The organism is Thermodesulfobacteriota bacterium (assembly GCA_040758155.1).
Taxonomy (GTDB): Bacteria; Desulfobacterota; Deferrimicrobia; order Deferrimicrobiales; family Deferrimicrobiaceae; genus UBA2219.
In genome coordinates this window covers 1-21,504 of sequence record JBFLWB010000051.1, presented here as the reverse complement: position 1 = coordinate 21,504, position 21,504 = coordinate 1, and the positions used below count along the sequence as shown (strand labels likewise).

Below are 21,504 nucleotides of genomic sequence, written 5' to 3'. Positions count from 1 at the left end.
GGGAGGTACACGTCTACGCGGGACCCGAAGCGGATCAGCCCCACCCGTTCTCCCTGCCGGACCGCACCCCCTTCCCGCACGTCGGACACGATCCTGCGCGCGACCCACCCCGCGATCTGCACGTACGTCACCTCGCGCCCCTCCGGCGTGGCGATCGTCACGCCGTTCTGCTCGTTCAGCAGCGACGCCTTCTCCACGTTGGCCACGTGGAACTTTCCCTTGTGGTACCGCACCGCGGCCACCCGCCCGGACACCGGAGCACGGTTGACGTGCACGTCGAGCGGCGACATGAAGATGCTGACCCGTTTCCCCGCCGTCCCCATGTACCGGCCCGGCGGGACTTCGCCGCTGTAGACGACCTTGCCGTCGGCCGGCGACACGACGAACCCGGCCCCGGCCGGAGGCGTGCGGTCCGGGTCCCGGAAGAACCAGGCGCAGAACAGGGCGAACAGGATCCCGGCCGCGGCGAGCGGGATCCACCGCGGCCACAGGAACCCCGTCACGGCGCTGAACGCCGCGCCCCCCAGAATGAAGGGCCACCCCTCCGGCGCTAACATCCGCTTCGCCCCGTCAGTTCTTCGACTTGTCGACCAGCCGCCCTTTCGAGAGCCAGGGCATCAGCGCCCGCAGCCGGCGGCCGACCTCCTCGATCGGGTGCTCCTCGCCGCGCTTCTGCAGCGCGTTGAAGACCGGCCGGTTCGCGCTGTTCTCGAGCATCCACTCCTTCGCGAACGAGCCGTTCTGGATCTCCTCCAAGATCCGCTTCATCTCCTTGCGAGTCTCCTCGTTCACGATCCGCGGGCCGCGGGTGAGGTCCCCGTATTGCGCGGTGTTGCTGATGGAGTAGCGCATCGTGGAGATCCCGCCCTCGTACATCAGGTCGACGATGAGCTTGAGCTCGTGGAGGCACTCGAAGTACGCCATCTCGGGGGCGTATCCCGCCTCCACCAGCGTTTCGTACCCCGCCAGCACCAGCGCCGTCGCGCCGCCGCACAGGACGGCCTGCTCGCCGAACAGGTCGGTCTCGGTCTCCTCGCGGAAGGATGTCTGGATCACGCCGGCGCGCGCCGCGCCGATGCCGGCCGCGTACGCAAGCGCCACGTCTTTGGTGTTCCCCGCCGGGTCCTGGTGCACCGCGATGAGGGCGGGCACGCCCTCCCCCTTCAGGTACTGCGCGCGGACGAGGTGCCCGGGGCCCTTCGGGGCCACCATGAACACGTTGGTATCCGGGGACGGGACGATCTGCCCGAAATGGATGTTGAACCCGTGGGCGAACATCAGGTACGCGCCCTTGCGCAGGTTCGGCCCGACGGAGGCCTTGTAGATGCTTCCCTGCAGCTCGTCCGGCAGCAGCATCACGACGATGTCGGCCTTCTTCGTCACCGTCGCCGCGTCCGCGACCTCGAAGCCGGCCTCCTGCGCCTTCTTCGCGTTGGGGCCGCCGACGATCTCGCCGACGATCACCGAGAAGCCGCTCTCCTTCAGATTGTTCGCGTGCGCGTGCCCCTGGCTGCCGTATCCTAGAATGGCGATCGTCTTCCCCTTGAGGAGTTCCGCCTTCGCGTCCTGCTCGCGGTACATCGTGACCATGCCCTTTCCCTCCGTTTCGGTTGGATTTCCTTCGCGCTTCCCCGCGCGCCTACATCCCCCGGGAGATCGCGACCTTCCCGGTCCGCACGATGTCCTTGATCCCCAGGGGGCGCAGCATCTGCAGGAAGGCGTTCACCTTCCCCTCCCCGCCGGTCATCTCGATCGTGTACGCGCGCGGCGCCACGTCGACGATCTTCGCGCGGAAGATGTCGATCAGCCGAAGCACCTCCGGCTTGGTGTCGTTGTCCGCCTTCACCTTGACCAGCACGAGCTCCCGGTCCACGGTGTCCGTGCCCGTGAAGTCGACGACCTTCAGTACGGGGATCAGCTTGTTGAGCTGCTTCAGGATCTGCTCGACGATCTGGTCGTTCCCCGAGGTGACGATCGTCATCCGCGAGACCTGCGGGTCCTCCGTCTCCGCGACGCACAGCGACTCGATGTTGAACCCCCGGCCGGAAAACAGCCCCGCGACGCGGCTCAACACCCCGAACTCGTTCTCGACCAGGATGGATATCGTGTGGCGCATCGTGGCGGTCTCCTTATACCAGCAGCATCTTCGTCAGCGGCGCCCCGGCGGGGACCATCGGGTAGACCATCTCCTCCGGATCGACCTCCACGTCGATGATCACCGGCCCCTCCGCGGCGAACCCCTTCTTCAGGACGGAGGCGACCTCCTCGGTCTTCGTCGCACGGAACCCCTTCGCGCCGTACGCCTCCGCCAGCAGCACGAAATCGGGGATCTTGGGCTGGATCGTCTCCGAGTATTTCCCCTGGAAGAAAAGCTCCTGCCACTGGCGCACCATCCCCAGTACCCGGTTGTTCAGGATCACCACCTTGACGGGGACGCCGAACTGCACCGCGGTGGCCAGCTCCTGGATGTTCATCTGGATGCTCGCGTCTCCGGCGATGTCGATGACGAGGCGGCCCGGCATGGCGACCTGGGCGCCGATCGCCGCGGGGAGCCCGTATCCCATCGTCCCCAGCCCCCCCGACGTGAGGAAGGTGCGCGGCTTGTCGTAGGTATAGAACTGGGCGGCCCACATCTGGTTCTGGCCGACCTCCGTGGTGATGATCGCGTTCCCCTTCGTGATCCTGTAGATCTGCTCCACCACGTACTGCGGCTTGATCTTGTCCTTTGCCGGCTTGTAGGAGAGCGGGTGGGTCTTCGCCCAGTCGGCGAGCTGTTCGCGCCACTCCGAGGTTTTCTCCCGGAACGCAGCGACGTCCTTCCGGCCCTTCGCCGACTTGATCATCTTCCGGAGGACGTCCTTCAAGTCGCCGACGATGGGGACGTCGACCCGCACGTTCTTCTGGATCGAGGTGGGATCGATGTCGATGTGGACGATCTTCGCGTGCGGGGCGAACTCGTCGATCTTCCCCGTCACCCGGTCGTCGAACCGGGCGCCCACCGCCAGGATCACGTCGGCGTTCGAGATCGCCATGTTCGCCTGGTAGGTCCCGTGCATCCCGAGCATCCCCAGGCAGAGCGGGTCGCTCCCCGGGAAGGCCCCCATCCCCATCAGCGTCGTGGTGATCGGCAGGGAAAGGGCGCGCGTCAGCTCCGAGAGCTCGGCCGAGGCATTGGAGAGGATCACCCCTCCCCCCGCGTACACGACCGGCCGCTCCGAGGACAGGAGCATCCGCATGGCGCTCTCCACCTGCTTCGGGTGCCCCTCGTAATTGGGTTTGTACCCGCGGACGTCGACCTTATCCGGAAGGACGTACCGGGCGCTGGAGACCAGGACGTCCTTCGGCATGTCGACGAGGACCGGCCCCGGCCTGCCGGTGGAGGCGATGTAGAACGCCTCCTTGATCACCCGCGGGAGGTCCTTCGCCTCCTTCACCAGGTAGTTGTGCTTGGTGCAGGGCCGGCTGATCCCGACGATGTCCGCTTCCTGGAAGGCGTCGTTCCCGATCAAAAGGGTGGGCACCTGCCCGGAGAATACGACGATCGGGATCGAGTCCATGTAGGCCGTGGCGATCCCCGTGACGGTATTCGTCGCCCCCGGCCCCGAGGTCACGAGGCACACCCCCGTCTTTCCGGAGGCCCGGGCGTAGCCGTCCGCCATGTGAACGGCCCCCTGCTCGTGGCGGCACAGCATGTGCCGGACCTTGGTGTGCTGGAACAGCGCGTCGTAGATGTGCAGGACCGCGCCGCCCGGATAGCCGAAGACGGTTTCCACCCCGAGGTCCGCAAGGGTCCTGACGAAGATTTCCGCGCCGGTCATCTGCATATGGTCAACCTCCCGCCGTTCCGAAGCGGCCCGCGATGGGGATGGTAAAGCCGTCCCGTGGAGCCTGCCGGGGTACCCTTATAACGTCGCGGGAACGCCCCGGAGGGCACAGGGTCAGGAGCCCAGGATCTGCGCGATCTTGTCTTTCCGGGCGAGTTTCAGCTTCTGGAGCCGCTTCCGCTCCAGCTCCTCCTCGGGAAGGAGGTATACCTTCCGATCCAGCTCCTTCAGCTTCTCGTCGAGGAGGCGGTGCTCCTCGACCAGCGCCTTGAATTCCGGATCCTTGGCGATCAGGCCGGCCATTTTCTCTTCCTGACTCTGGCCCATCGGCACCTCCGTCGCTCGATAATGGAGTAGTACAGCATACCAGATAACTCAGGACAATCAAAGGAGTAGGCGGGTGTACGACGGGAGCGCCGCCCGCGGGTCGACGGCGCCCCCCGCGAGGAACGCCCGCTCGCCCAGGATCCCCACCGCGCCGGCCGACGGCAGCCCCGCCGCCCCTTCAACATACATCGCCCGGCCCCCGAGACGGTCCGCGAACATCGGCCCGAAAGGTTTCAGCCCATCGCCGCAGAGGACGATCTCCTCCCCTGGGAGGCGGTCGATCAGCGCCGCGGGAGGGAGCGCCAGGTCGGGCGTCAGGCGCGAGAGGGCGCCTCCTTCCCGCCGGAAGAGCGCCGCGTACACCTCCTTTTTCCGGGCGTCCAGGACGGGGCAGACGATCCGCCCTTCCGCCGGGATCCGGGATGCAAGCGCCTCCAGCGTCGGCACGAGGGCGATCGGCAATCCCCACCCGAAGCCGTACCCCTTCGCCGCCGCCATTCCCACACGAAGCCCGGTGAACGAGCCGGGTCCCGCCGAGACCGCCACGCAGGAGATGCCGGCCGGAGCGGCGATGCCGCGGGTTTCGAGGAGGGCCGAGACGGCGGAGAGTACGGTCTCGGACGCCTGCCTCCCTTCCGGAAGGAAGCTCTCCGCCGCGACCGCCCCGCCCTCGACCAGCGCCACGCTCCCGTGCGGCGTCGCGGTTTCTATTGCCAGGATCACCGGGACAACAGCCGAACGATGTCGTTGTAGAAGACGAGCGCGGTCAGCATGAGGATGAGCGCCAGCCCCACCTGCTGCGCCACCGCCCGCGCCTGCTGCGAGATCGGCCGGCGCAGCACCCCTTCCACCGCGAAGAAGACGAGGTGCCCCCCGTCGAGGATCGGGATCGGCAGGAGGTTCAGGATGCCCAGGTTGACGCTCAACAGCCCCAGGAAATAGGCGAACGGGGAGATCCCCTGCCGCGCCTGGTCCCCCGCGATCTGGGCGATGAGGATCGGCCCCCCCAGCGTATCGGAGGGCAGGACCCGCGTGACCAGCTTCACGACCGTCAGCGCCGTGAGGTGAACGAGTTTCCCCGTCTCCGCCACGCCGCGCACGAACGCCGCCCCCACGCCGATCTCCTGGTAGACCACCTCCTGCCCCGCGGCAATGCCGACCTTCGGCTCCGAGACCTTCTCACCGAAGACGCTCAATCCCTCGCGCATCACGGGGGCCACCGGGATCTCGAGCTCCTTCCCGTCCCGCACGATCGTGAAGACGAGCGGCCGGCCGGGGGTGCCCTGCCGGATCCGGGCCGCCAGCTCCTCCCAGCTCTTCACCGGCGTCCCGTCCACCCGCGCCACGACGTCCCCTTTCAGGATCCCGGCGCGCGCAGCCGGGGTGTCGGCCACCACGTCCCCGATCTTCGTCGTCAGCGACGGCACGCCGCCGAGGAAGACGATCCAGAACACGATGACGGCGAAGAGGAGATTCCCGGCGGGCCCGGCGGCGACGACGGCCATCTTCACCCAGGTGGGCTTGGCGCTGAAGGAGCGCGCCGCCATCTCGGGCGGCACATCGTCGGTGTCGCTCTCCCCGATCAGCTTGACATACCCCCCGAGGGGGATCGCGGAGACAAGGTATTCCGTCTCGCCCCGCTGCACGCCGAAGAGCTTCGGCCCGAAGCCGAAGGAGAACTTGGTGACCCCCACCCCGAGCTTCCGGGCGACGATGAAGTGGCCGAACTCGTGCACGAAGATGAGGATCCCGAGGACGACGATGAACGAAAGGAAATAGATCATGATGGAAACGGTCTCCTGGTCCTGTTGATCCTTTCCCGCGCGTCGCGCCGGGAGAGCGCGTCCGCGGCGAGCGCGTCCTTCAGGCTCCTCGCGGCGAACGACCCGCCCCAGCCGGACATCACTCGGTCCACGACGCGGACGATGTCGGTGAAACCGATCCGGCGGGAAAGGAACGCCCGGACCGCTTCCTCGTTGGCGCCGTTCAGCACCGCGGGGGCCGTCCCCCCGGTTTCCGCGGCCGCGTAGGCGAGCGACAGGGCCGGAAATCTCTTCCGGTCGGGAGCCTCGAACCCCCATCCCTCCATTCGATGCGGCCGCAAACGCGGCAGTTCCAGCGGCAGCCGATCGGGGTAGCCGAGGGCGTAGCCGATCGGGATCCGCATGTCGGGAATTCCCATCTGCGCGAGCACGGAGCCGTCGCGGAACTCGACCATCGAATGGATGACCGACTGCGGGTGGATCACCACGTCGATCCGTCCGGGAGGGAGGCCGAAGAGCCATGTGGCCTCGATCACCTCCAGCCCCTTGTTCATCAGCGTCGCGGAATCCACGGAGATCTTCGCGCCCATCCGCCAGACGGGATGCCCCAGCGCCTCCGTGACCGTGACGGAGCGCATCTGCTCCACGGTGTGGTTCCGGAACGGCCCTCCGGACGCGGTGAGGATGACGCGGAGGATGTCCTCCCGCCGGTTCCTCCCGATGACCTGGAACACCGCGGAGTGCTCGCTGTCGACGGGCAGGATCTCGGCCCCGCCCCGCTTCGCCGCGGCGGTCAGGAACTTGCCGGCCGTCACGAGGAGCTCCTTGTTCGCCAGGGCGATCCGCTTCCCCGCCTCCGCCGCCGAGATCACGGGCCGGATGCAGGAGATGCCGGACGCGGCCGCGAGGACGATGTCGGCGTTGCCGGCGCACGCGGCTTCCGTCATTCCCTCCTCGCCGACGAGGATGCGCGTTCCCCGGGGAAGCTCCTTCCGGAGCGCCGCCGCGTCTCCCTCCCAAAGGCAGACGGCGTCGGGCCGATGGAGGCGGGCCAGCGCCGCCAGCGCGCGGTGGTTGCTTCCCGCGCACAGGGCGGTCGCGCGGAAGCGCCGGGGGAAGCGCGAGATGACGTCGAGCGCGTTCCGGCCCACGGAGCCGGTGGCTCCGAGCACGACGACGCCGCGGCGCCTCAACTCCACGACTCCACCAGAGACGCGAAAGCCGCCGCCAGGTACAGGACCGGCGCCGCCGCCAGCATCCCGTCCACCCGGTCGAGGATCCCGCCGTGCCCCGGAAGCGCGGTCCCGCTGTCCTTCACCCCCGCCGCGCGCTTCAGCAGCGACTCGAAGAGGTCTCCCCCCTGCCCGAAGGCCCCGACGGCCGCCCCCGCCAGCGCGACGTACCACGCCGGGACGCCGGGGAGGAGCCAGTGGGCGTACAGGACGGAGCAGGCGACGCTTCCCGCGAGCCCGCCGGCGGCGCCCTCGACCGTCTTGTTGGGGGAAAGCGCGGGAGCGAGCTTGCGGCGGCCCAGCGTCCTTCCCGTGAAGTAGGCCAGGGTGTCCCCTGCCGACACGGTGAGGATCCCCAGGAGCACCCAGTGCTCTCCGCGGGGGAGGGCCAGCGTCATGGGGTACATCGCGGGGAGCCCGCCGGCGTAGACCGCGCCGAGGACCAGCATCGCCGCCCGCAGCGTCTTCGCCCCGATGTCGTCCGCCCCCGGCAGCGGGTGGAGGACGGCCAGCACCGCGAAGAGCAGGACCGCCGGGAGGGAGAGCGCGGCCGGCAGGACCGTGGCGGAGAGGTACACCAGCGCCGCGAGCGCGACCCCCGCCGCAAGGTCCCGCCCTTCCCACGCGAACATCCGGAACAGCTCATACGCGCAGAGCGCGGCCGCCGCGCCGCACAGGAGCAGGAAGGGCCAGCCGAGCGGCTGCTTCCCGGACCACAGGATGGAACCGATCACGAGGGGGAGAAGGACGGCGGCGGTGGCGACCCGCTTCGTCAGCATCGTCACTTCGCCGGCGGGGTCCCGGCCTGCTCGTCGGTCAGGCCGAATCTCCGGTTGCGGCGGGAATACTCCTCCAGCGCCCGCAGGAAGTCGGTCTTTCCGAAATCGGGCCAGAGGACGTCCGTGAACACGAACTCGGCGTAGGCGGACTGCCAAAGGAGGAAGTTGCTGACCCGCTGCTCGCCGCTGGTGCGGATGACGAGGTCGGGATCGGGCATCCCCGCGGTGTCGAGGCGCCCCGAGAAGGTCTCTTCCGTCACCGCTCCCGGCTCGAGCTTCCCCGCGGCGGCGTCGGCGGCGATCGCGCGGGCCGCGCGGACGATCTCGTTGCGCCCCGCGTAGGAGAGCCCCAGCGTCAGCGTCATCTCGGTGTTCTTCCCGGTGGCGGCCAGCGTGCGGTCGAGGATCCGCCGGACCGGCGCGGGCAGGGAGGACGGCTCCCCGATGACGCGGAGCCGGATCCCGTGCCTCCGCATCAGGGGAAGCTCGCTCACCAGGAACTCCTGCAGCAGCGACATCAGGGTGCGCACCTCGGTCTCGGGCCGCCCCCAGTTCTCGACGGAAAAGGCGTACAGGGTGAGGTAGGGGATCCCGAGCTCCCGGGCGCACTCCACGACCTCCCGGACGGCACGCGATCCCATGCGGTGCCCCTCGGCCCTGGGCAGTCCCCGCTGCCTGGCCCAGCGGCCGTTGCCGTCCATGATGATGGCGACGTGCCTTGGCAGGGAAACGCCTTCGCTTCCTCCTCCTCCCGGGTTCATCCGCTTCAGACTTCCAGGATCTCCTGTTCCTTGGCCTTGAGGATGTCGTCGATCTTCCTGACGAAGGCGTCGGTCTCCTTCTGGATCCGCTCCTGCCCCCGCTTGACGGCGTCCTCCGCGATCTCTTTCTTCTTCTCCTTCTCCTTGAGCTTCTCGATCTCCTCGCGGCGGACGTTCCGGACGGCAACGCGGGCCTCCTCGGCCATCTTCCGGACGACCTTCGCCAGCTCCTTGCGCCGCTCCTCGGTCAGCGGCGGGATGGGGATGCGGACGACCTTCCCGTCGCTCGACGGGTTCAGCCCCAGCCCCGCTCCCTGGATCGCCTTCTCGATCGGTCCGATCATCTTCGTGTCCCACGGGGTGATCGTGATCAGGCGGCTCTCGGGCACGGAGAGCGTGCCCACCTGCTGGAGCGGCGTGAGCGTGCCGTAGTAGTCGACCTTGACGCCGTCGAGCAGGGAGAAGGAGGCGCGCCCGGTGCGCACCTTCCCCAGCTCCTTCCTGAAGGCCTCGATGCTCCGCTCCATGCGGGCGGAGGTTTCCTTGATCAACGCTTCCATCATTTCCCTCCGTGCACGACCGTGCCGATCTTCTCTCCCGTCACGACCTTGAGGATGTTCCCCTTCCGCGTGAGGTTGAACACCACGATGGGCAGCCCGTTGTCCATGCAGAGGGAGATGGCCGTGGCGTCCATGACCTTGAGCTTCTTCCGGAGGACGTCGAGGTAGCTGAGGCGGGAGAACTTCCTCGCCTTCGGGTCGGCCATCGGGTCGCGGTCGTACACGCCGTCGACCTTGGTCGCCTTGAAGATGGCGTCGGCGCCGATCTCCATGGCGCGGAGCGCCGCGGCGGTGTCGGTGGTGAAGTAGGGGTTCCCCGTCCCCGCCGCGAAGATCACCACCCGCCCCTTTTCCAGGTGCCGCAGGGCGCGCCGGCGGATGTAGGGCTCGGCGATCGCGCGCATTTCGATGGCGGAAAGCACCCGGGTGTCCACCCCGGACCGCTCCAGCACCTCCTGGAGCGCGAGGCAGTTGATGACCGTCGCCAGCATCCCCATGTAGTCGGCGGACGCCCGCTCGATCCCCATGGCGCGGCTGGAGCCGATCCCCCGGAAGATGTTCCCGCCGCCGATGACCAGGGCGACCTGCACGCCCAGCTCCGTCACCTCGCGGATCTCCTCCGCCAGGCCGGCGAGGATCTTCTCGTCGATCCCGTACGCCTGCCTCCCCATGAGGGCTTCCCCGGAGAGCTTGAGCAGGATGCGGCGGTACGACGGTTTCGGCACGGGAACCTCCGCGGCGCGGGACGGCCCGGTTTCCTACCCCTTCCCGATCTGCTTCGCGACCTCCGCGGCCAGGTCGTCCGACCGCTTCTCCATGCCCTCGCCCACCTGGAACCGGGCGAAGGACTTCAGCCGGATCTCCGTCCCGGCGGCCTTCCCTGCCTCCGCGAGGAGCTGCCCGACCTTCCGGTCGGGATCCTTGATGAACGCCTGCTCGAGGATGCAGAAGTCGCCGTAGAACTTCTCGAGCTTGCCCTCCGCGATCTTGTCGAGGATCTTGTCGGGCTTGCCGGAGGCCTTCGCCTGCTCGCGGTAGATCGACTTCTCGTGCTCCACCACCTCGGCGGGGACGTCCTTCCGGCTGACGTACGCCGGGCTCGCCGCCGCCACCTGCATCGCCAGGTCCTTGGCCAGCGCGGCCGTCTCGGCGTTCTTCGGACCGGCGCCCTCGAGCGCCACCAGCACCCCGATCTTCCCGCCCGCGTGGATGTAGGGGACGACCACGCCGGGGACCGCGTCGGACAGCTCGAACCGGACGAAGCGTCGGAAGGAGATCTTCTCGCCGATCTTTGCCACCTTCTCCGTGAGCTTCTCGCCGAGGTTGCCGCCGTTCGTCGCGAGCAGCAGCGCCTCGTCCACGTCCTTGGGGTTCTTCAGGTTCACCAGCGCCGCGATCTCGGCCGCCAGCCCGGCGAACTCGTCGGTCTTGGCCACGAAATCGGTCTCGCAGTTGATCTCCACCAGCGTCCCGGAGTTTCCCTCGACGTGGGCGCACACCAGCCCCTCGGAGGCGATCCGCGAGGATTTCTTCGCCGCGGCCGCAAGCCCCTTCGTCCGCAGGTTGTCGATCGCCTTCTCCATGTCGCCGCCCGCCGCGGCGAGCGCCGCCTTGCAATCCATCAGCCCCGCGCCCGTCTTCTCGCGGAGCTCCTTGACCATTCCGGAAGTGATTTCCATGCCGTTCGCTCTCCTGAATAAGTGTGTCTGCCTACTCCGCCGCGCCTTCGGGCGCCGCGGGGGCCTCTTCCTCGTCTTCGGTGGAGATGAGGGAGACGGTGACCTCGGGGGTCTCCGATTCCTTGTCCCCCTTCGAGGCGTTCTTCTCTGCGTAGACCGCCTTCCCTTCGATGATCGCGTCGGCCATCTTGGAGAGGAACAGCTTGATCGCGCGGATCGCGTCGTCGTTGCCGGGGATCACGTGGTCGACCAGGTCCGGGTCGCAGTTCGTGTCGACGATGGCGATGATCGGGATCTGCAGCCGCCGCGCCTCGAGGATCGCGATCTGCTCCCGGGACGGGTCCACAACGAACAGGGCGTCGGGCTGGCGCCGCAGCTCGCGGATGCCGCCCAGGATCTTCTCCAGCTTCACCCGCTCCTTCTCGAGCTTCATCACTTCCTTCTTCGGAAGCCGCTCGGCCGTCCCGTCGGTGCCGATCTCGGACAGCTTCTGCAGCCGGTCGAGGCTCTTGCGGATCGTGGTGAAGTTCGTGAGCATCCCGCCGAGCCACCGCTGGTTGACGTACGGGGCGCTCGCCCGGCGCGCCTCCTCCTCCACCGCCTCCTGCGCCTGCTTCTTCGTCCCGACGAAGAGGATGGTCTTCCCTTCGGCGGCCATCGTGCGGACCGTGTCGTAGGCGGCGCGGAACATCTTCACCGTCTGCTGCAGGTCGATGATGTAGATCCCGTTGCGGGCGGTGAAGATGTACTTCTTCATCTTCGGGTTCCACCGCTTGGTCTGGTGGCCGAAGTGGACGCCCGCTTCCAGAAGCTGTTTCATCGTGATCACGGAGCTTTGCCCGTTCGCCATGCCGTTCGTTCCTCCTTTGGATCCGGGGGTTGGTCCTCCGGGCGCTTTAGCCCCTCCCCATCCACCCCGCCCGATGCGGGGCACCCCGGGGAGAGTCCTGCCGCCCGTGGGTGATAACTCGAAGCCAAGCAAGCATATATAGCACGGACGCCCGGGGAACTGCAACCGAGCCGGATCAGGTGCGGTATCCTGCGTTGATGCGCACGTACTCCTGCGTAAGATCGGAGAAATAGAGGAAGGAGCTCCCCTTCCCGATTCCGAGGTCGACCCGGATCGCGTACGCCTCCTTGCGGATCTTCGGGGCGGCGCGGCGCTCCGCCGCGGGATCCGGCCGCATCCCCCGCCGGAGCACCTCCTCCCCGGCGAACCGCATCGAGATCTTCGCGGGGTCCAGCGGGATCCCCGCCCTTCCCGCCGCGGCGATCACCCGCCCCCAGTTGATGTCCGCCCCGTAGACCGCCGTCTTCACGAGGGGAGAGGTCGCCGCCGCGCGGGCGACCCGCTCAGCGTCCGCGTCGGTCCGCGCCCCGGTCACCTCGATCTTCACGACCCGCGTCGCCCCCTCGCCGTCCCGGACGATCATCAGGGCGAGATCGAGCAGCAGGGAACCCAGCGCGTCCTTGAACGTTGCAAGATCCTTCCCCGACAGCGGCGGCAGCCCGCAGGCGCCGTTGGCGAAGAGGGCGGCCGTATCGTTCGTGCTCGTGTCCCCGTCCACCACGATCCGGTTGAAGGATGAGTCGACCGCCTCCCTCAGGACCCGCCGGGCATCCGCGGGCGCGAGGGCGGCGTCGGTGAAGGCGTATGCGAGCAGCGTCCCCATGTTCGGGGCGATCATCCCCGCGCCCTTCGCGATCCCGCCGATGGTGACCTGCCGGCCGCCGATGCGGACGAAGCGCACCCCCCGCTTGGGGAAGGCGTCGGTCGTCCGGATCGCCTCGCCCGCCGCCGGGATGCCGTCCGGGGAGAGTCTCCGGACGAGACCCGGGACGGCCGAGACGATCTTCCCGACCGGGAGCTGCACGCCGATGACGCCGGTGGAGCCGATCAGCAGGGAGCCGTCGGGCAGCCCGATCGCCGCGCAGGCCGCGCGGGAGGTTTCCCGCACCGCCCGCAGCCCTTCCTCTCCCGTGCAGGCGTTCGCGTTGCCGCTGTTGACCAGGATCCCGCGCATCCGGGACCGGCCCCGCAGCGACCTGCCCCAGACGACGGGCGCCGCCGCCACCTTGTTCCTCGTGAACACCGCCGCGGAGACGCAGGGACGGTCGGAAACCACCAGCGCGAGATCGGGCTTGCCGGTCTTCTTGATCCCGCAGGCGGTCCCGGCGGCGCGGAACCCCGGAACGACGATCATCCCGCCGGACTTCGCCCCGTTGCCCATCTCACGCCTCCTTTCCGCAGCATTTCTTGTACTTCTTCCCCGACCCGCAGGGGCAGGGGTCGTTCCTGCCCACCTTCACGCCCTGGCGCTTCTGGGTGGTCTCCCCCGCGCGCTTGATGTCGCCGCCCGAAAGCGAAACCCGACGGGGTCCGGGGGCCGGGGCCGCGACCTTCGCCCCCTCCTCCTCCCGCTGCACCCGCACGTTGTAGAGCCGCTTCAAGGCCTCTTCCTTGACCCGGTCGACCAGGTCGGAGAACATGTCGAACCCCTCCCGCTGATACTCCTTCAGCGGGTCCTTCTGCCCGTACCCCCGCAGGCCGATCCCCTCCTTGAGGTGGTCCATCGACAGCAGGTGGTCCTTCCACAGGGCGTCCACGGTGGAAAGGAGGAACATCTTCTCGAAGTAGCGCATCACGTCGGCGCCGTACTCCGCCTCCTTCCGCTTGTAGAACTCCGTCGCCCCGTCCCGGATCCGGTCTGCGAGCGCCTCGGGCGTCAGGGAGAACCGCTCCTCCTCGGGGATCTCGAGGCGATATCCGAACTGCGCGGCAACGGCGGTTTTCAGTCCCTCATAGTCCCATTCCTCGGGACGCGTCTTCTCGTCGGAGTACGTCCCGGCGAGCGCCCCGGCGGTCTCCTCCGTGAATTCCGCCACCATCCCGCGCAGGTCGTCGCTCCCGAGCACCTCCCGGCGCAGCTCGTAGATGACCTGGCGCTGCTTGTTCATCACGTCGTCGTACTCGAGAAGGTGCTTCCGGATGTCGAAGTTGTGCGCCTCGACCTTCTTCTGGGCGTTCTCGACCGCCTTGTTGATGAGAGGGTGCTCGATCGGCTCCCCCTCCTCCATCCCCAGCTTCTCCATGATCGGCGAGATCCGGTCGGAGCCGAAGATGCGGAGCAGGTCGTCCTCCAGGGAGAGGAAGAAGCGGGAGGAGCCCGGGTCGCCCTGGCGCCCCGCGCGCCCGCGGAGCTGGTTGTCCACCCGGCGCGACTCGTGGCGCTCGGTGCCGATGATGTGGAGCCCGCCCTTCCCGACGACGCCTTCCCCCAGCTTGATGTCGACGCCGCGGCCGGCCATGTTCGTCGCGATGGTCACTTTTCCCGGCTGCCCCGCCTCCGCGATGATCTGCGCCTCCTTCTCGTGGTGCTTCGCGTTCAGCACGTTGTGCGGGATGCCGTGCCGGGTCAGCAGCCCGGAGACGCGCTCGGACTTCTCGATGGAGACGGTGCCCACCAGAACCGGGCGCCCATCCTCGTGCAGCGCCTTCACCTCCTCGAACACCGCATGGAACTTCTCCTTCTCGGTGCGGTAGATCTGGTCGGAGAGGTCCTCCCGGATCATCGGCTGGTTCGTCGGGATGATGGTGACGCCCAGCTTGTAGATCTGCTGGAACTCCGCCGCCTCCGTGTCGGCCGTGCCCGTCATGCCGGCCAGCTTCTCGAACATGCGGAAGTAGTTCTGGAAGGTGATGGTCGCCAGCGTCTGGTTCTCGTTCTCTATCTTGACCCCTTCCTTGGCCTCCACCGCCTGGTGCAGCCCGTCGGACCAGCGCCGGCCGGGCATCAGGCGGCCGGTGAACTCGTCGACGATGACCACCTCGCCGTCCTTGACCATGTAGTCCACGTCCCGGTGGAAGAGCACGTGCGCCTTCAGCGCCTGGTTGACGTGGTGGAGGATCTCGATGTTGCGGGGTTCGTAGAGGTTGTCGACGGTCAGGAGCCGCTCGAGCTTCGGGATTCCCGAATCCTCGGTCAGGTGCACCTGCCGCGCCTTCTCGTCGACCTTGTAGTCGGCGTCCTTCTTCAGGTACGGGATCACCGAGTTGACCCGGGTGTACAGGTCGGTGGACTCCTCCGCGGGGCCGGAGATGATCAGCGGCGTCCGCGCCTCGTCGATCAGGATCGAGTCGACCTCGTCCACGATCGCGTAGTGCAGCTCGCGCTGGACCATGTCCTCGAGGCGGAACTTCATGTTGTCCCGCAGGTAGTCGAAGCCGAACTCGTTGTTCGTCCCGTAGGTGACGTCCGAGCGGTAGGACGCCTGCCGCTCCGCGTCGTCCATCCCGTGGACGATGACGCCCACGGACAGCCCGAGGGACCGGTACAGCCTTCCCATCCACTCGGCGTCGCGCTTGGCCAGGTAGTCGTTCACCGTGACCAGGTGGACGCCGCGCCCGGTCAGCGCGTTCAGCACGATGGGCAGGGTGGCGACGAGCGTCTTCCCCTCGCCGGTCCGCATCTCGGCGATCCGCCCCTCGTGGAGGATCACGCCGCCGACGAGCTGGACGTCGAAGTGCCGCATGTCGAGGACGCGCCGGCCCGCCTCCCGGACGACGGCGAACGTTTCGGGGAGGAGGTCGTCGAGCGTCTCGCCGTTGGCGGCGCGCTCTTTGTATTCCGCGATCTTCGCGGCGAGCCGGTCGTCGGAGAGCGGAAGCAGCTCCGCCTCCAGGGAGTTGATCCTGTCCACGACGGGGCGGATCCGCGCAAGGGTCCGCTCGTTGTGCGTGCCGAAGATCTTTTTCAGGAAATCGCCTATCATCGGGCAGAGTCCCCCGTTATCGCCTTGCCGGAGCTGCAGGTGGATTCGTTAATTCAGGAAGCGCGCGGGATTGACCCGGAGCCCGTCGACGCGGACCTCGTAATGAAGGTGCGGGCCGGTGGCGCGCCCCGTGGCGCCCACCTTCCCCAGCTCGTCGCCGCGGCTCACGGAAGCTCCCTCCCCGACCGACCGGGAGGAAAGGTGCGCGTAGACCGTGCGGTACCCCGCTCCGTGATCCACCTCGATCACGTTTCCCATCAGCGCCTCGAAGGCGCTCTTCACGACGGTGCCCGGCCCGGTTGCGGACACCGCGGTCCCGAGTCCCGTGACGATGTCCAGCCCGTGATGGAAGACGGGCGTGCCGGTGAACGGGGAATTCCTCACGCCGAACGTGGAGGACAGGACTCCCCGGACCGGCCATCCCTTTGGGAGGCTTTCGAGGAAAGTGCGCCGGGCCTCGAGCCGCTCGCCGAGCAGGTCGAGGTTCGTCACCTGCACCAGCACGTCCTTCTTCAGCCGATCGAACTCCCGGTCGAGAATCAGGTCGATCCGGCCGGCCGCGGACGCCTCGGGCGTCTCTCCGCCGCCGATCCCGGAGCGCCTCCCGGCGCCCACGGGATTGTTGTTTATATCCAACGACTTCAGCCGGTTATCCATGGAACGCAACCGGTCGACCTCCGCCACCAGCCCCTCGAACTTGGCGTGGAGCCCGTGGAGCGCGAGCTCCTGCTCGGAAACCCGTTCCCGCAGCGACCGCAATTCCCGGAGCTTGGACAGGTTGTCGCGGATGTCGTAGATCCCCTGGGTCAGGAGGACGAAAACGGCAGCCGCCGCAACCGCGACGGAGATCACGGCGGTCCGCCCGAGGCGGATCCCGAAATTCCGCCCGGCGTACCCGACACGGATCGTGATCAGCTGTTGCTCGCGCACCAACCCGTCGGCCCCCGGATGTCAGGATTTGGGAGGGCAGACTAACACACCCGCCGCGGGAATGTCAACGCAAGCAAACAGGATTCTGTTTCAACGGGTTATGATGCTATTCGCCGACGGCTTTCTTCTTCTGCGCCCGGTCGAGCTCGCGGTTCTTCGCGACCACCGAATCCATGATCTCGCCGCAGTTCACGCAGCGCCACGCATAGAACAATTCCATCGTCGCCTGGAACCGCTCGAACACCATGGCTCCACCGCAACGGGGGCACTTCATCCGGTTCTCCTTCGTGCTCCCTGTTGGCTTCATCGGTTCACTCCTTTCGGTTTCCGCCCTGCTCCGTCCTGCCCTTACGATGCCTTGCCGCAGGCGCGGTTTCACAAGATATCCGCCGTCATCCGTTTATTAAGTTCCTTGCGATATAATAAAAACTCCCCGTATCACTTTGATATTGCGGTCGCGGCCTTCTACCCCTTATGATGTTTCCGGGCGCCTTCCGAAGCGCGTTGGAGTGCGGGCGATATGGCAAAGAAGCGGCTAGGCGAGTTCCTCGTCGATTCCGGCCTGATATCCGAACAGGACCTCACCAAAGCCTTGTCGGAACAAAGGTCGAAGCGCGGGAAGCTCGGGGAAGTCATCGTATCCCTCGGTCTCGCCTCCGAATCGGAGATCGCGCAGGCCCTCTCCTCCCAGCTCGGCATAACGCTGATCGACCTCCAGAACACCCCCGTAGAGCCGCAAGCCACCGAACTCATTGGGGAAAAGGTTGCGCGCAAGCACCTGATCGTCCCCATCTCCATCGACCACAAGGAACTCCACATCGCGATGGCGGACCCGCTGAGCTTCGAGGCGTTCGAGGACGTGCGGTTCGCCTCCGGATACACCATCAAGCCGTTCCTCGCCACCCGCACCGACATCCTCTGGGCGATCGACCAGCACTACCACCTCGGATCGTCTCTCACCACCATCGTCAAGGACATCGCCGACGAGCGGATGGTGGAGGTCGTCGGCGAGCAGATGGAGAGCGACAGCCGGGACGTCGAGGACCTGCGGAAGAAATCCGAGGCTGCGCCGGTCATCCGGATGGTCAACCTGATCATCGCGGAAGCGGCGGAGCACGGCGCATCAGACATCCATATCGAGCCCACGAAAACTGCCCTCCAGATCCGAAACCGGGTCGATGGTCTTCTCCATAAGACAATGGACCTCCCGAAATGGGTCCAGGGCGCTGTCATCTCCCGCGTGAAGATCATGGCGAAGATGGACATCGCCGAGAAACGCCTTCCCCAGGACGGCAGGATCGGCGTCCGCATCGGGGGAAGAAGCCTGGATCTGCGGATCTCCACCGTGCCCGCCAACTTCGGGGAGAAGGTGGTCATCCGGATCCTCGACTCCGCCAACGCGGCCATTCCGCTCGAGGCGATGGGGCTGAACCCCGGCGAGCTCGCCACGATGGAGGAGATCATCTCCCGGCCGCAGGGGATCATCCTCGTCACGGGCCCCACCGGCTCGGGAAAAACGACTACCTTATACGGGATCCTGAACAAGATCAAGACCGTCCAGGAGAACATCACCACCATCGAGGACCCGATCGAGTACGAGCTGGGCGGGATCAACCAGGTGGCGGTGCAGGAGAAGATCGGGCTGACCTTTCCCTCGATGCTGCGGGCGCTGCTGCGGCAGGACCCCGACATCATCATGGTCGGCGAGATGCGCGACGGGGACACGGCATCCATCGCGGTCCAGGCCGCGCTCACCGGGCACCTCGTGTTCTCCACCATCCACACGAACAGCTGCGTGGCCACGATCACCCGGCTCCGCGACCTGGAGATCCCCTCCTACCTGATCGCCACCACGATCGTCGGCATCGTCGCGCAGCGCCTGGTCCGGACGATCTGCCCGAAGTGCAGAGTCCACAAGCTCCCCTCCGAGCGCGAGATCGCGCGGCTGGGGCTGAAGCCCAGCACGCATGTGTACCGCGGCGAAGGTTGTCCCGCGTGCAACGGCACGGGGTACAAGGGGCGGACGGGGATCTACGAGATCCTGGTGTTCACCCAGCCGATCCGCGACCTGATCGCGTCGAACGCGACGGAGAACGAGATCCGGCAGGCGGCGCTGTCGAGAGGCATGGTCACGCTGGGAAGGAACGCGCTGGAGAAGGTGGTCGCCGGCATCACCTCGGCGGACGAGGTGTTCCGGGTGGTGGAGACCGACTCGGACTTCGCGTCCGCATGCCCGAACTGCGCCACGCCGCTGGAAGCGGAGTTCATCATGTGCCCCACCTGCGGCTATTCCGTCGTCTCTTCCTGCCCGGGCTGCAGGAAGACGCTGTCGCAGGAGTGGAAATTCTGCCCTTACTGCCGGTTCGACCTGCTGAAACAGGAGCGCAGGAGGTCGTTCAGCCAGCCTTGATGCGCCTGCGCTACCCGCCCTTCTTCAGCCGCTCGTTCAGCGCGTAAGGGATCGGAGGGCAGCCGGGGATCCGCAGTTCGCACGCCAGGTCGCCCGGGCAGCAGTTCCCGAACGCGATCCGGAAAGCCCCGGAGGCCTCGACTTCCTCGACGGCCGTCCCCATGAACACCTCCACCGGACCCGCCGGTGCGGTCTCCATGTGCCTGCAGGCCAGCAGGAAGGCGTTCACGCAGGAGCTGCAGGCGCTCCGGCCCCGGACCCGGAAATTCGCCGGCACGAGCTCCTCGACCGCGACCCTGCGGAACGGCCGCCGGACGTCCTCGACCCGCTCCCCCGCCGTCACGATCCCCTCAGGGTCGATTCCGCGCGAATCGACGATCGCCTTCAGGTGCCGCACCTCGTCGATCGCGTATCCCATGACCGCGCATCCGACGCAGTCCACCTCGGCCGGGTCGCCGCCCGCCATGACCAGGTCGAGCCGCACGGGATCCCCTCCGCGGGGACCCATCCGCTCCATGCACGAAATTGCGTCGACTACGTTCAGGTGCGGCCGCAGCGTGTTGTTGATGTCGACGATCGCATGGTCGAGCCCCGCGTCGTGGCAGCGCCGCTTCGCGTCGCCGACCAGGAACCCCTTCATGTTCTTCAGGGCGAGCGTGATCCCGGTGGCGTAATGCACCTTCATGTTGGGGAGGTTGACGATCCGGTCCGCCTCGAAGAACTCCCGGGCGACCGGCAGCCGCTCGAGCGCAAGCGGCTCCTTCACCGGAACCTCGACCGCCTCGGAGCGGTTCAGGTTGTGCAGGGGGATGCCGTACCTCGCCGCGAGCGCGACGTAGCCGGTCTCGTGGAAATACCGGTCCGTCGCCTCCGCGTCGCCGAAGGTCGACTCGGCGATGCAGATCCCGCCGGCCCCCAGGTCGATCAGAAGCTCGATCAGCGCCCCGGTCATCGCCCGGTCGGTGTATCCGTCCATCCCGTTCAGGTTGGGCTTGAGCAGGACCCGGTCGCCCCGGCCGACGAAACGGCCGAGCCCTCCGATCCGGTCGAGCGCATCGATCAATGCTTCCCGGATCCCGCGCTGCGTCCGGACGAGGCTGACGGTCGCGGCCATGCTACATGTAATCCGCCAGCCGGCACCAGAAGGAGATCTCGACGGCGACCTCGTCCCCGCCATCGACCCATCCCGTGACGCTCTGGCGCCTCTCCGCGAACCAGTCGACGGTCTGCAGCGCCAGCTCCCGGAGCTGCTCCCGGTTCTCCGTCCGGGCGATGCCGCCCGTGTTCGACACCGACTCGAACAGCGCGTCCTCGGCGAACAGCTCCAGCATGGCGTCCGTGTCCCGGCGGTTGTAGGCTGAGATGTACCGCTCCACGATATCGCGATTCGTCGGTTTCATCCCTTGATGTACCAGCTCCTCGACCAGAGGTATTTAAAGGATTCCTCCCTGGTCAGTATCTTCAGCTTCACGAGGATCCGCCGCAGGGTGAACAGGAAGACCACCACCATGGCGAACACGATCGCCAGCAGGAGCGGCCAGGAATAGAATTCGCCGGCCGCCGCGGCGGCATCCTTGTAGCGGGGCACGACGTTGATCTTCCAGAAGAGGTAGCCGGCGCCGATCCCCAGCATCACGGTGATGAAGTACGCCAGCTCGGCGATCAGTATGCTCCATGGCGACCTGTCTTCCATTTCCCCTCGTCTCCGGTTTCCATGCTTTTCGGCAAGGTATTACGCCGCGGAAGCGGCGTCAATCGACGCTCCCGCGATGCGAAGGCCCAGCCGGCGGGAAACGTGCAGCGTGACGCCGGGCGCCTTCCGGAAGCGGATCCTCACGGTCCCGAAGACGGACGGGCGTCCTTCCGCGACTTCCACGTCTTCCCAGGGGATGAAAAGCCGCCCGTTCCCGACGCCGAATACGAACGGCTGCTCGAGGCACAGCCCCGCGCGGTCGATCCCCAGGTTGACCGGCATCCGCTTCCGGTTCAGCCGGACCGGCCTCCACTTTAGAATCGTCCCCCGGAAAGGCCCGGCGTATCGATAGGACCGCGCCAGCACCGGCCACGCGCCGATCCTCTTCAAGACATGGTAAAGCCCCGCCGCGAACGGAACGAACACGGCGAGGAAGACGGCCGGGAACAATATCTCTATCGTGGGATCCGCCATGACTTTATCTTCGCACCGAAATACGAGAACGCGAAGATCGTGCAGACCAGCAGCCCCCACGCCCCCAGCCGGGTGAGGAACTCCGGCGAGCCGTAGGAGCCGGCCTGCCCCGCGAGGAGCTTGTAGACCGCCTTCCCGGTCGTGGCGGAAACGATCACCATGAGGGTGATCCAGGGCACGCAGCCGGCCCAGTATCCGATCACCGTTCCGACGATCGCGTAGGAGATGTACTGGGAGGCGTACAGCATGGCCATGTTCCGTCCGGACAGGAAGAAGATCGTCAGCGACAGGAGCATGGA

Annotated in this window: 24 protein-coding genes; 1 reads left to right on the top strand and 23 read right to left on the bottom strand. The window is 67.1% G+C overall.

Annotated elements, in window-relative coordinates:
• The 18 genes from AB1346_03295 to AB1346_03210 form a co-directional block, all read right to left on the bottom strand.
• Nucleotides 1-557: phosphatidylserine decarboxylase (locus AB1346_03295; GenBank protein MEW6719454.1), on the bottom strand; the 557-nt coding region annotated here is incomplete at its 3' end.
• A 13-nt stretch (nt 558-570) separates the two neighbouring features.
• On the bottom strand, nt 571-1,590 hold the full coding sequence (ilvC, locus tag AB1346_03290; protein MEW6719453.1) for a ketol-acid reductoisomerase: 1,020 nt from the start codon (nt 1,588-1,590) through the stop codon (nt 571-573).
• Nucleotides 1,591-1,639: 49 nt separating this feature from the next.
• Entirely contained in the window at nt 1,640-2,116 is a 477-nt protein-coding gene (gene ilvN, locus AB1346_03285) for an acetolactate synthase small subunit (GenBank protein MEW6719452.1), read from the bottom strand.
• 13 nt (nt 2,117-2,129) lie between these two features.
• Nucleotides 2,130-3,824, bottom strand: a complete 1,695-nt coding sequence (ilvB, locus tag AB1346_03280) for a biosynthetic-type acetolactate synthase large subunit (GenBank protein MEW6719451.1) — start codon at nt 3,822-3,824, stop codon at nt 2,130-2,132.
• A gap of 114 nt (nt 3,825-3,938) precedes the next feature.
• A complete protein-coding gene (locus tag AB1346_03275) occupies nt 3,939-4,127 on the bottom strand; it encodes a YdcH family protein (protein MEW6719450.1) in 189 nt (62 codons plus the stop codon).
• 81 nt (nt 4,128-4,208) lie between these two features.
• Nucleotides 4,209-4,874, bottom strand: coding sequence for a tRNA (adenosine(37)-N6)-threonylcarbamoyltransferase complex dimerization subunit type 1 TsaB (gene tsaB, locus AB1346_03270; protein ID MEW6719449.1), 666 nt, complete (start codon nt 4,872-4,874; stop codon nt 4,209-4,211).
• Nucleotides 4,871-5,935, bottom strand: coding sequence for an RIP metalloprotease RseP (gene rseP, locus AB1346_03265; protein MEW6719448.1), 1,065 nt, complete (start codon nt 5,933-5,935; stop codon nt 4,871-4,873). Before rseP ends, tsaB begins: the two co-directional genes overlap by 4 nt.
• Complete coding sequence (dxr, locus tag AB1346_03260) at nt 5,932-7,113, bottom strand: 1-deoxy-D-xylulose-5-phosphate reductoisomerase (GenBank protein ID MEW6719447.1); 1,182 nt, start codon at nt 7,111-7,113, stop codon at nt 5,932-5,934. The genes rseP and dxr overlap by 4 nt, the downstream gene beginning before the upstream one ends.
• On the bottom strand, nt 7,104-7,925 hold the full coding sequence (locus AB1346_03255) for a phosphatidate cytidylyltransferase (GenBank protein MEW6719446.1): 822 nt from the start codon (nt 7,923-7,925) through the stop codon (nt 7,104-7,106). Before AB1346_03255 ends, dxr begins: the two co-directional genes overlap by 10 nt.
• 2 nt (nt 7,926-7,927) lie before the next feature.
• Nucleotides 7,928-8,686, bottom strand: coding sequence for an isoprenyl transferase (locus AB1346_03250; GenBank protein MEW6719445.1), 759 nt, complete (start codon nt 8,684-8,686; stop codon nt 7,928-7,930).
• 5 nt (nt 8,687-8,691) lie between these two features.
• A complete protein-coding gene (gene frr, locus AB1346_03245) occupies nt 8,692-9,249 on the bottom strand; it encodes a ribosome recycling factor (protein MEW6719444.1) in 558 nt (185 codons plus the stop codon).
• Nucleotides 9,246-9,971 carry a UMP kinase gene (pyrH, locus tag AB1346_03240; protein MEW6719443.1) on the bottom strand — a complete coding sequence of 242 codons (726 nt, stop codon included), beginning with the start codon at nt 9,969-9,971 and terminating at the stop codon, nt 9,246-9,248. The genes frr and pyrH overlap by 4 nt, the downstream gene beginning before the upstream one ends.
• Before the next feature lie 33 nt (nt 9,972-10,004).
• Nucleotides 10,005-10,925, bottom strand: coding sequence for a translation elongation factor Ts (gene tsf, locus AB1346_03235; protein MEW6719442.1), 921 nt, complete (start codon nt 10,923-10,925; stop codon nt 10,005-10,007).
• 31 nt (nt 10,926-10,956) lie between these two features.
• Complete coding sequence (gene rpsB, locus AB1346_03230) at nt 10,957-11,775, bottom strand: 30S ribosomal protein S2 (protein ID MEW6719441.1); 819 nt, start codon at nt 11,773-11,775, stop codon at nt 10,957-10,959.
• 175 nt (nt 11,776-11,950) lie between these two features.
• Entirely contained in the window at nt 11,951-13,156 is a 1,206-nt protein-coding gene (argJ, locus tag AB1346_03225) for a bifunctional glutamate N-acetyltransferase/amino-acid acetyltransferase ArgJ (protein ID MEW6719440.1), read from the bottom strand.
• A gap of 1 nt (nt 13,157) precedes the next feature.
• Nucleotides 13,158-15,698: a preprotein translocase subunit SecA gene (gene secA, locus AB1346_03220; protein ID MEW6719439.1), complete on the bottom strand. Its 2,541-nt coding sequence runs from the start codon at nt 15,696-15,698 to the stop codon at nt 13,158-13,160.
• 48 nt (nt 15,699-15,746) lie between these two features.
• Nucleotides 15,747-16,628 (bottom strand): M23 family metallopeptidase, encoded by an 882-nt coding sequence (locus AB1346_03215; protein ID MEW6719438.1) that lies wholly within the window; start codon nt 16,626-16,628, stop codon nt 15,747-15,749.
• 106 nt (nt 16,629-16,734) lie between these two features.
• On the bottom strand, nt 16,735-16,935 hold the full coding sequence (locus AB1346_03210) for a hypothetical protein (GenBank protein MEW6719437.1): 201 nt from the start codon (nt 16,933-16,935) through the stop codon (nt 16,735-16,737).
• 213 nt (nt 16,936-17,148) lie between these two features.
• Here AB1346_03210 and AB1346_03205 point away from each other — a divergent pair, with 213 nt between their 5' ends.
• Entirely contained in the window at nt 17,149-19,038 is a 1,890-nt protein-coding gene (locus AB1346_03205) for an ATPase, T2SS/T4P/T4SS family (GenBank protein ID MEW6719436.1), read from the top strand.
• Between the two features lie 10 nt (nt 19,039-19,048).
• On the opposite strand, the gene AB1346_03200 is transcribed toward AB1346_03205, so the two are convergent.
• The 5 genes from AB1346_03200 to AB1346_03180 all read right to left on the bottom strand — a co-directional run.
• Nucleotides 19,049-20,152, bottom strand: a complete 1,104-nt coding sequence (locus AB1346_03200) for a DUF362 domain-containing protein (GenBank protein ID MEW6719435.1) — start codon at nt 20,150-20,152, stop codon at nt 19,049-19,051.
• Between the two features lies 1 nt (nt 20,153).
• Nucleotides 20,154-20,438: a nuclear transport factor 2 family protein gene (locus AB1346_03195; protein MEW6719434.1), complete on the bottom strand. Its 285-nt coding sequence runs from the start codon at nt 20,436-20,438 to the stop codon at nt 20,154-20,156.
• Nucleotides 20,435-20,731: a hypothetical protein gene (locus AB1346_03190; protein ID MEW6719433.1), complete on the bottom strand. Its 297-nt coding sequence runs from the start codon at nt 20,729-20,731 to the stop codon at nt 20,435-20,437. Before AB1346_03190 ends, AB1346_03195 begins: the two co-directional genes overlap by 4 nt.
• Nucleotides 20,732-20,770: 39 nt before the next feature.
• The gene (locus AB1346_03185) at nt 20,771-21,205 is read right to left on the bottom strand and encodes a hypothetical protein (GenBank protein ID MEW6719432.1); all 435 of its coding nucleotides are present in this window, start codon (nt 21,203-21,205) and stop codon (nt 20,771-20,773) included.
• Nucleotides 21,187-21,504 (bottom strand): hypothetical protein (locus tag AB1346_03180; GenBank protein ID MEW6719431.1); only part of this gene is annotated, 318 nt, incomplete at its 5' end. The genes AB1346_03185 and AB1346_03180, both read right to left, overlap by 19 nt.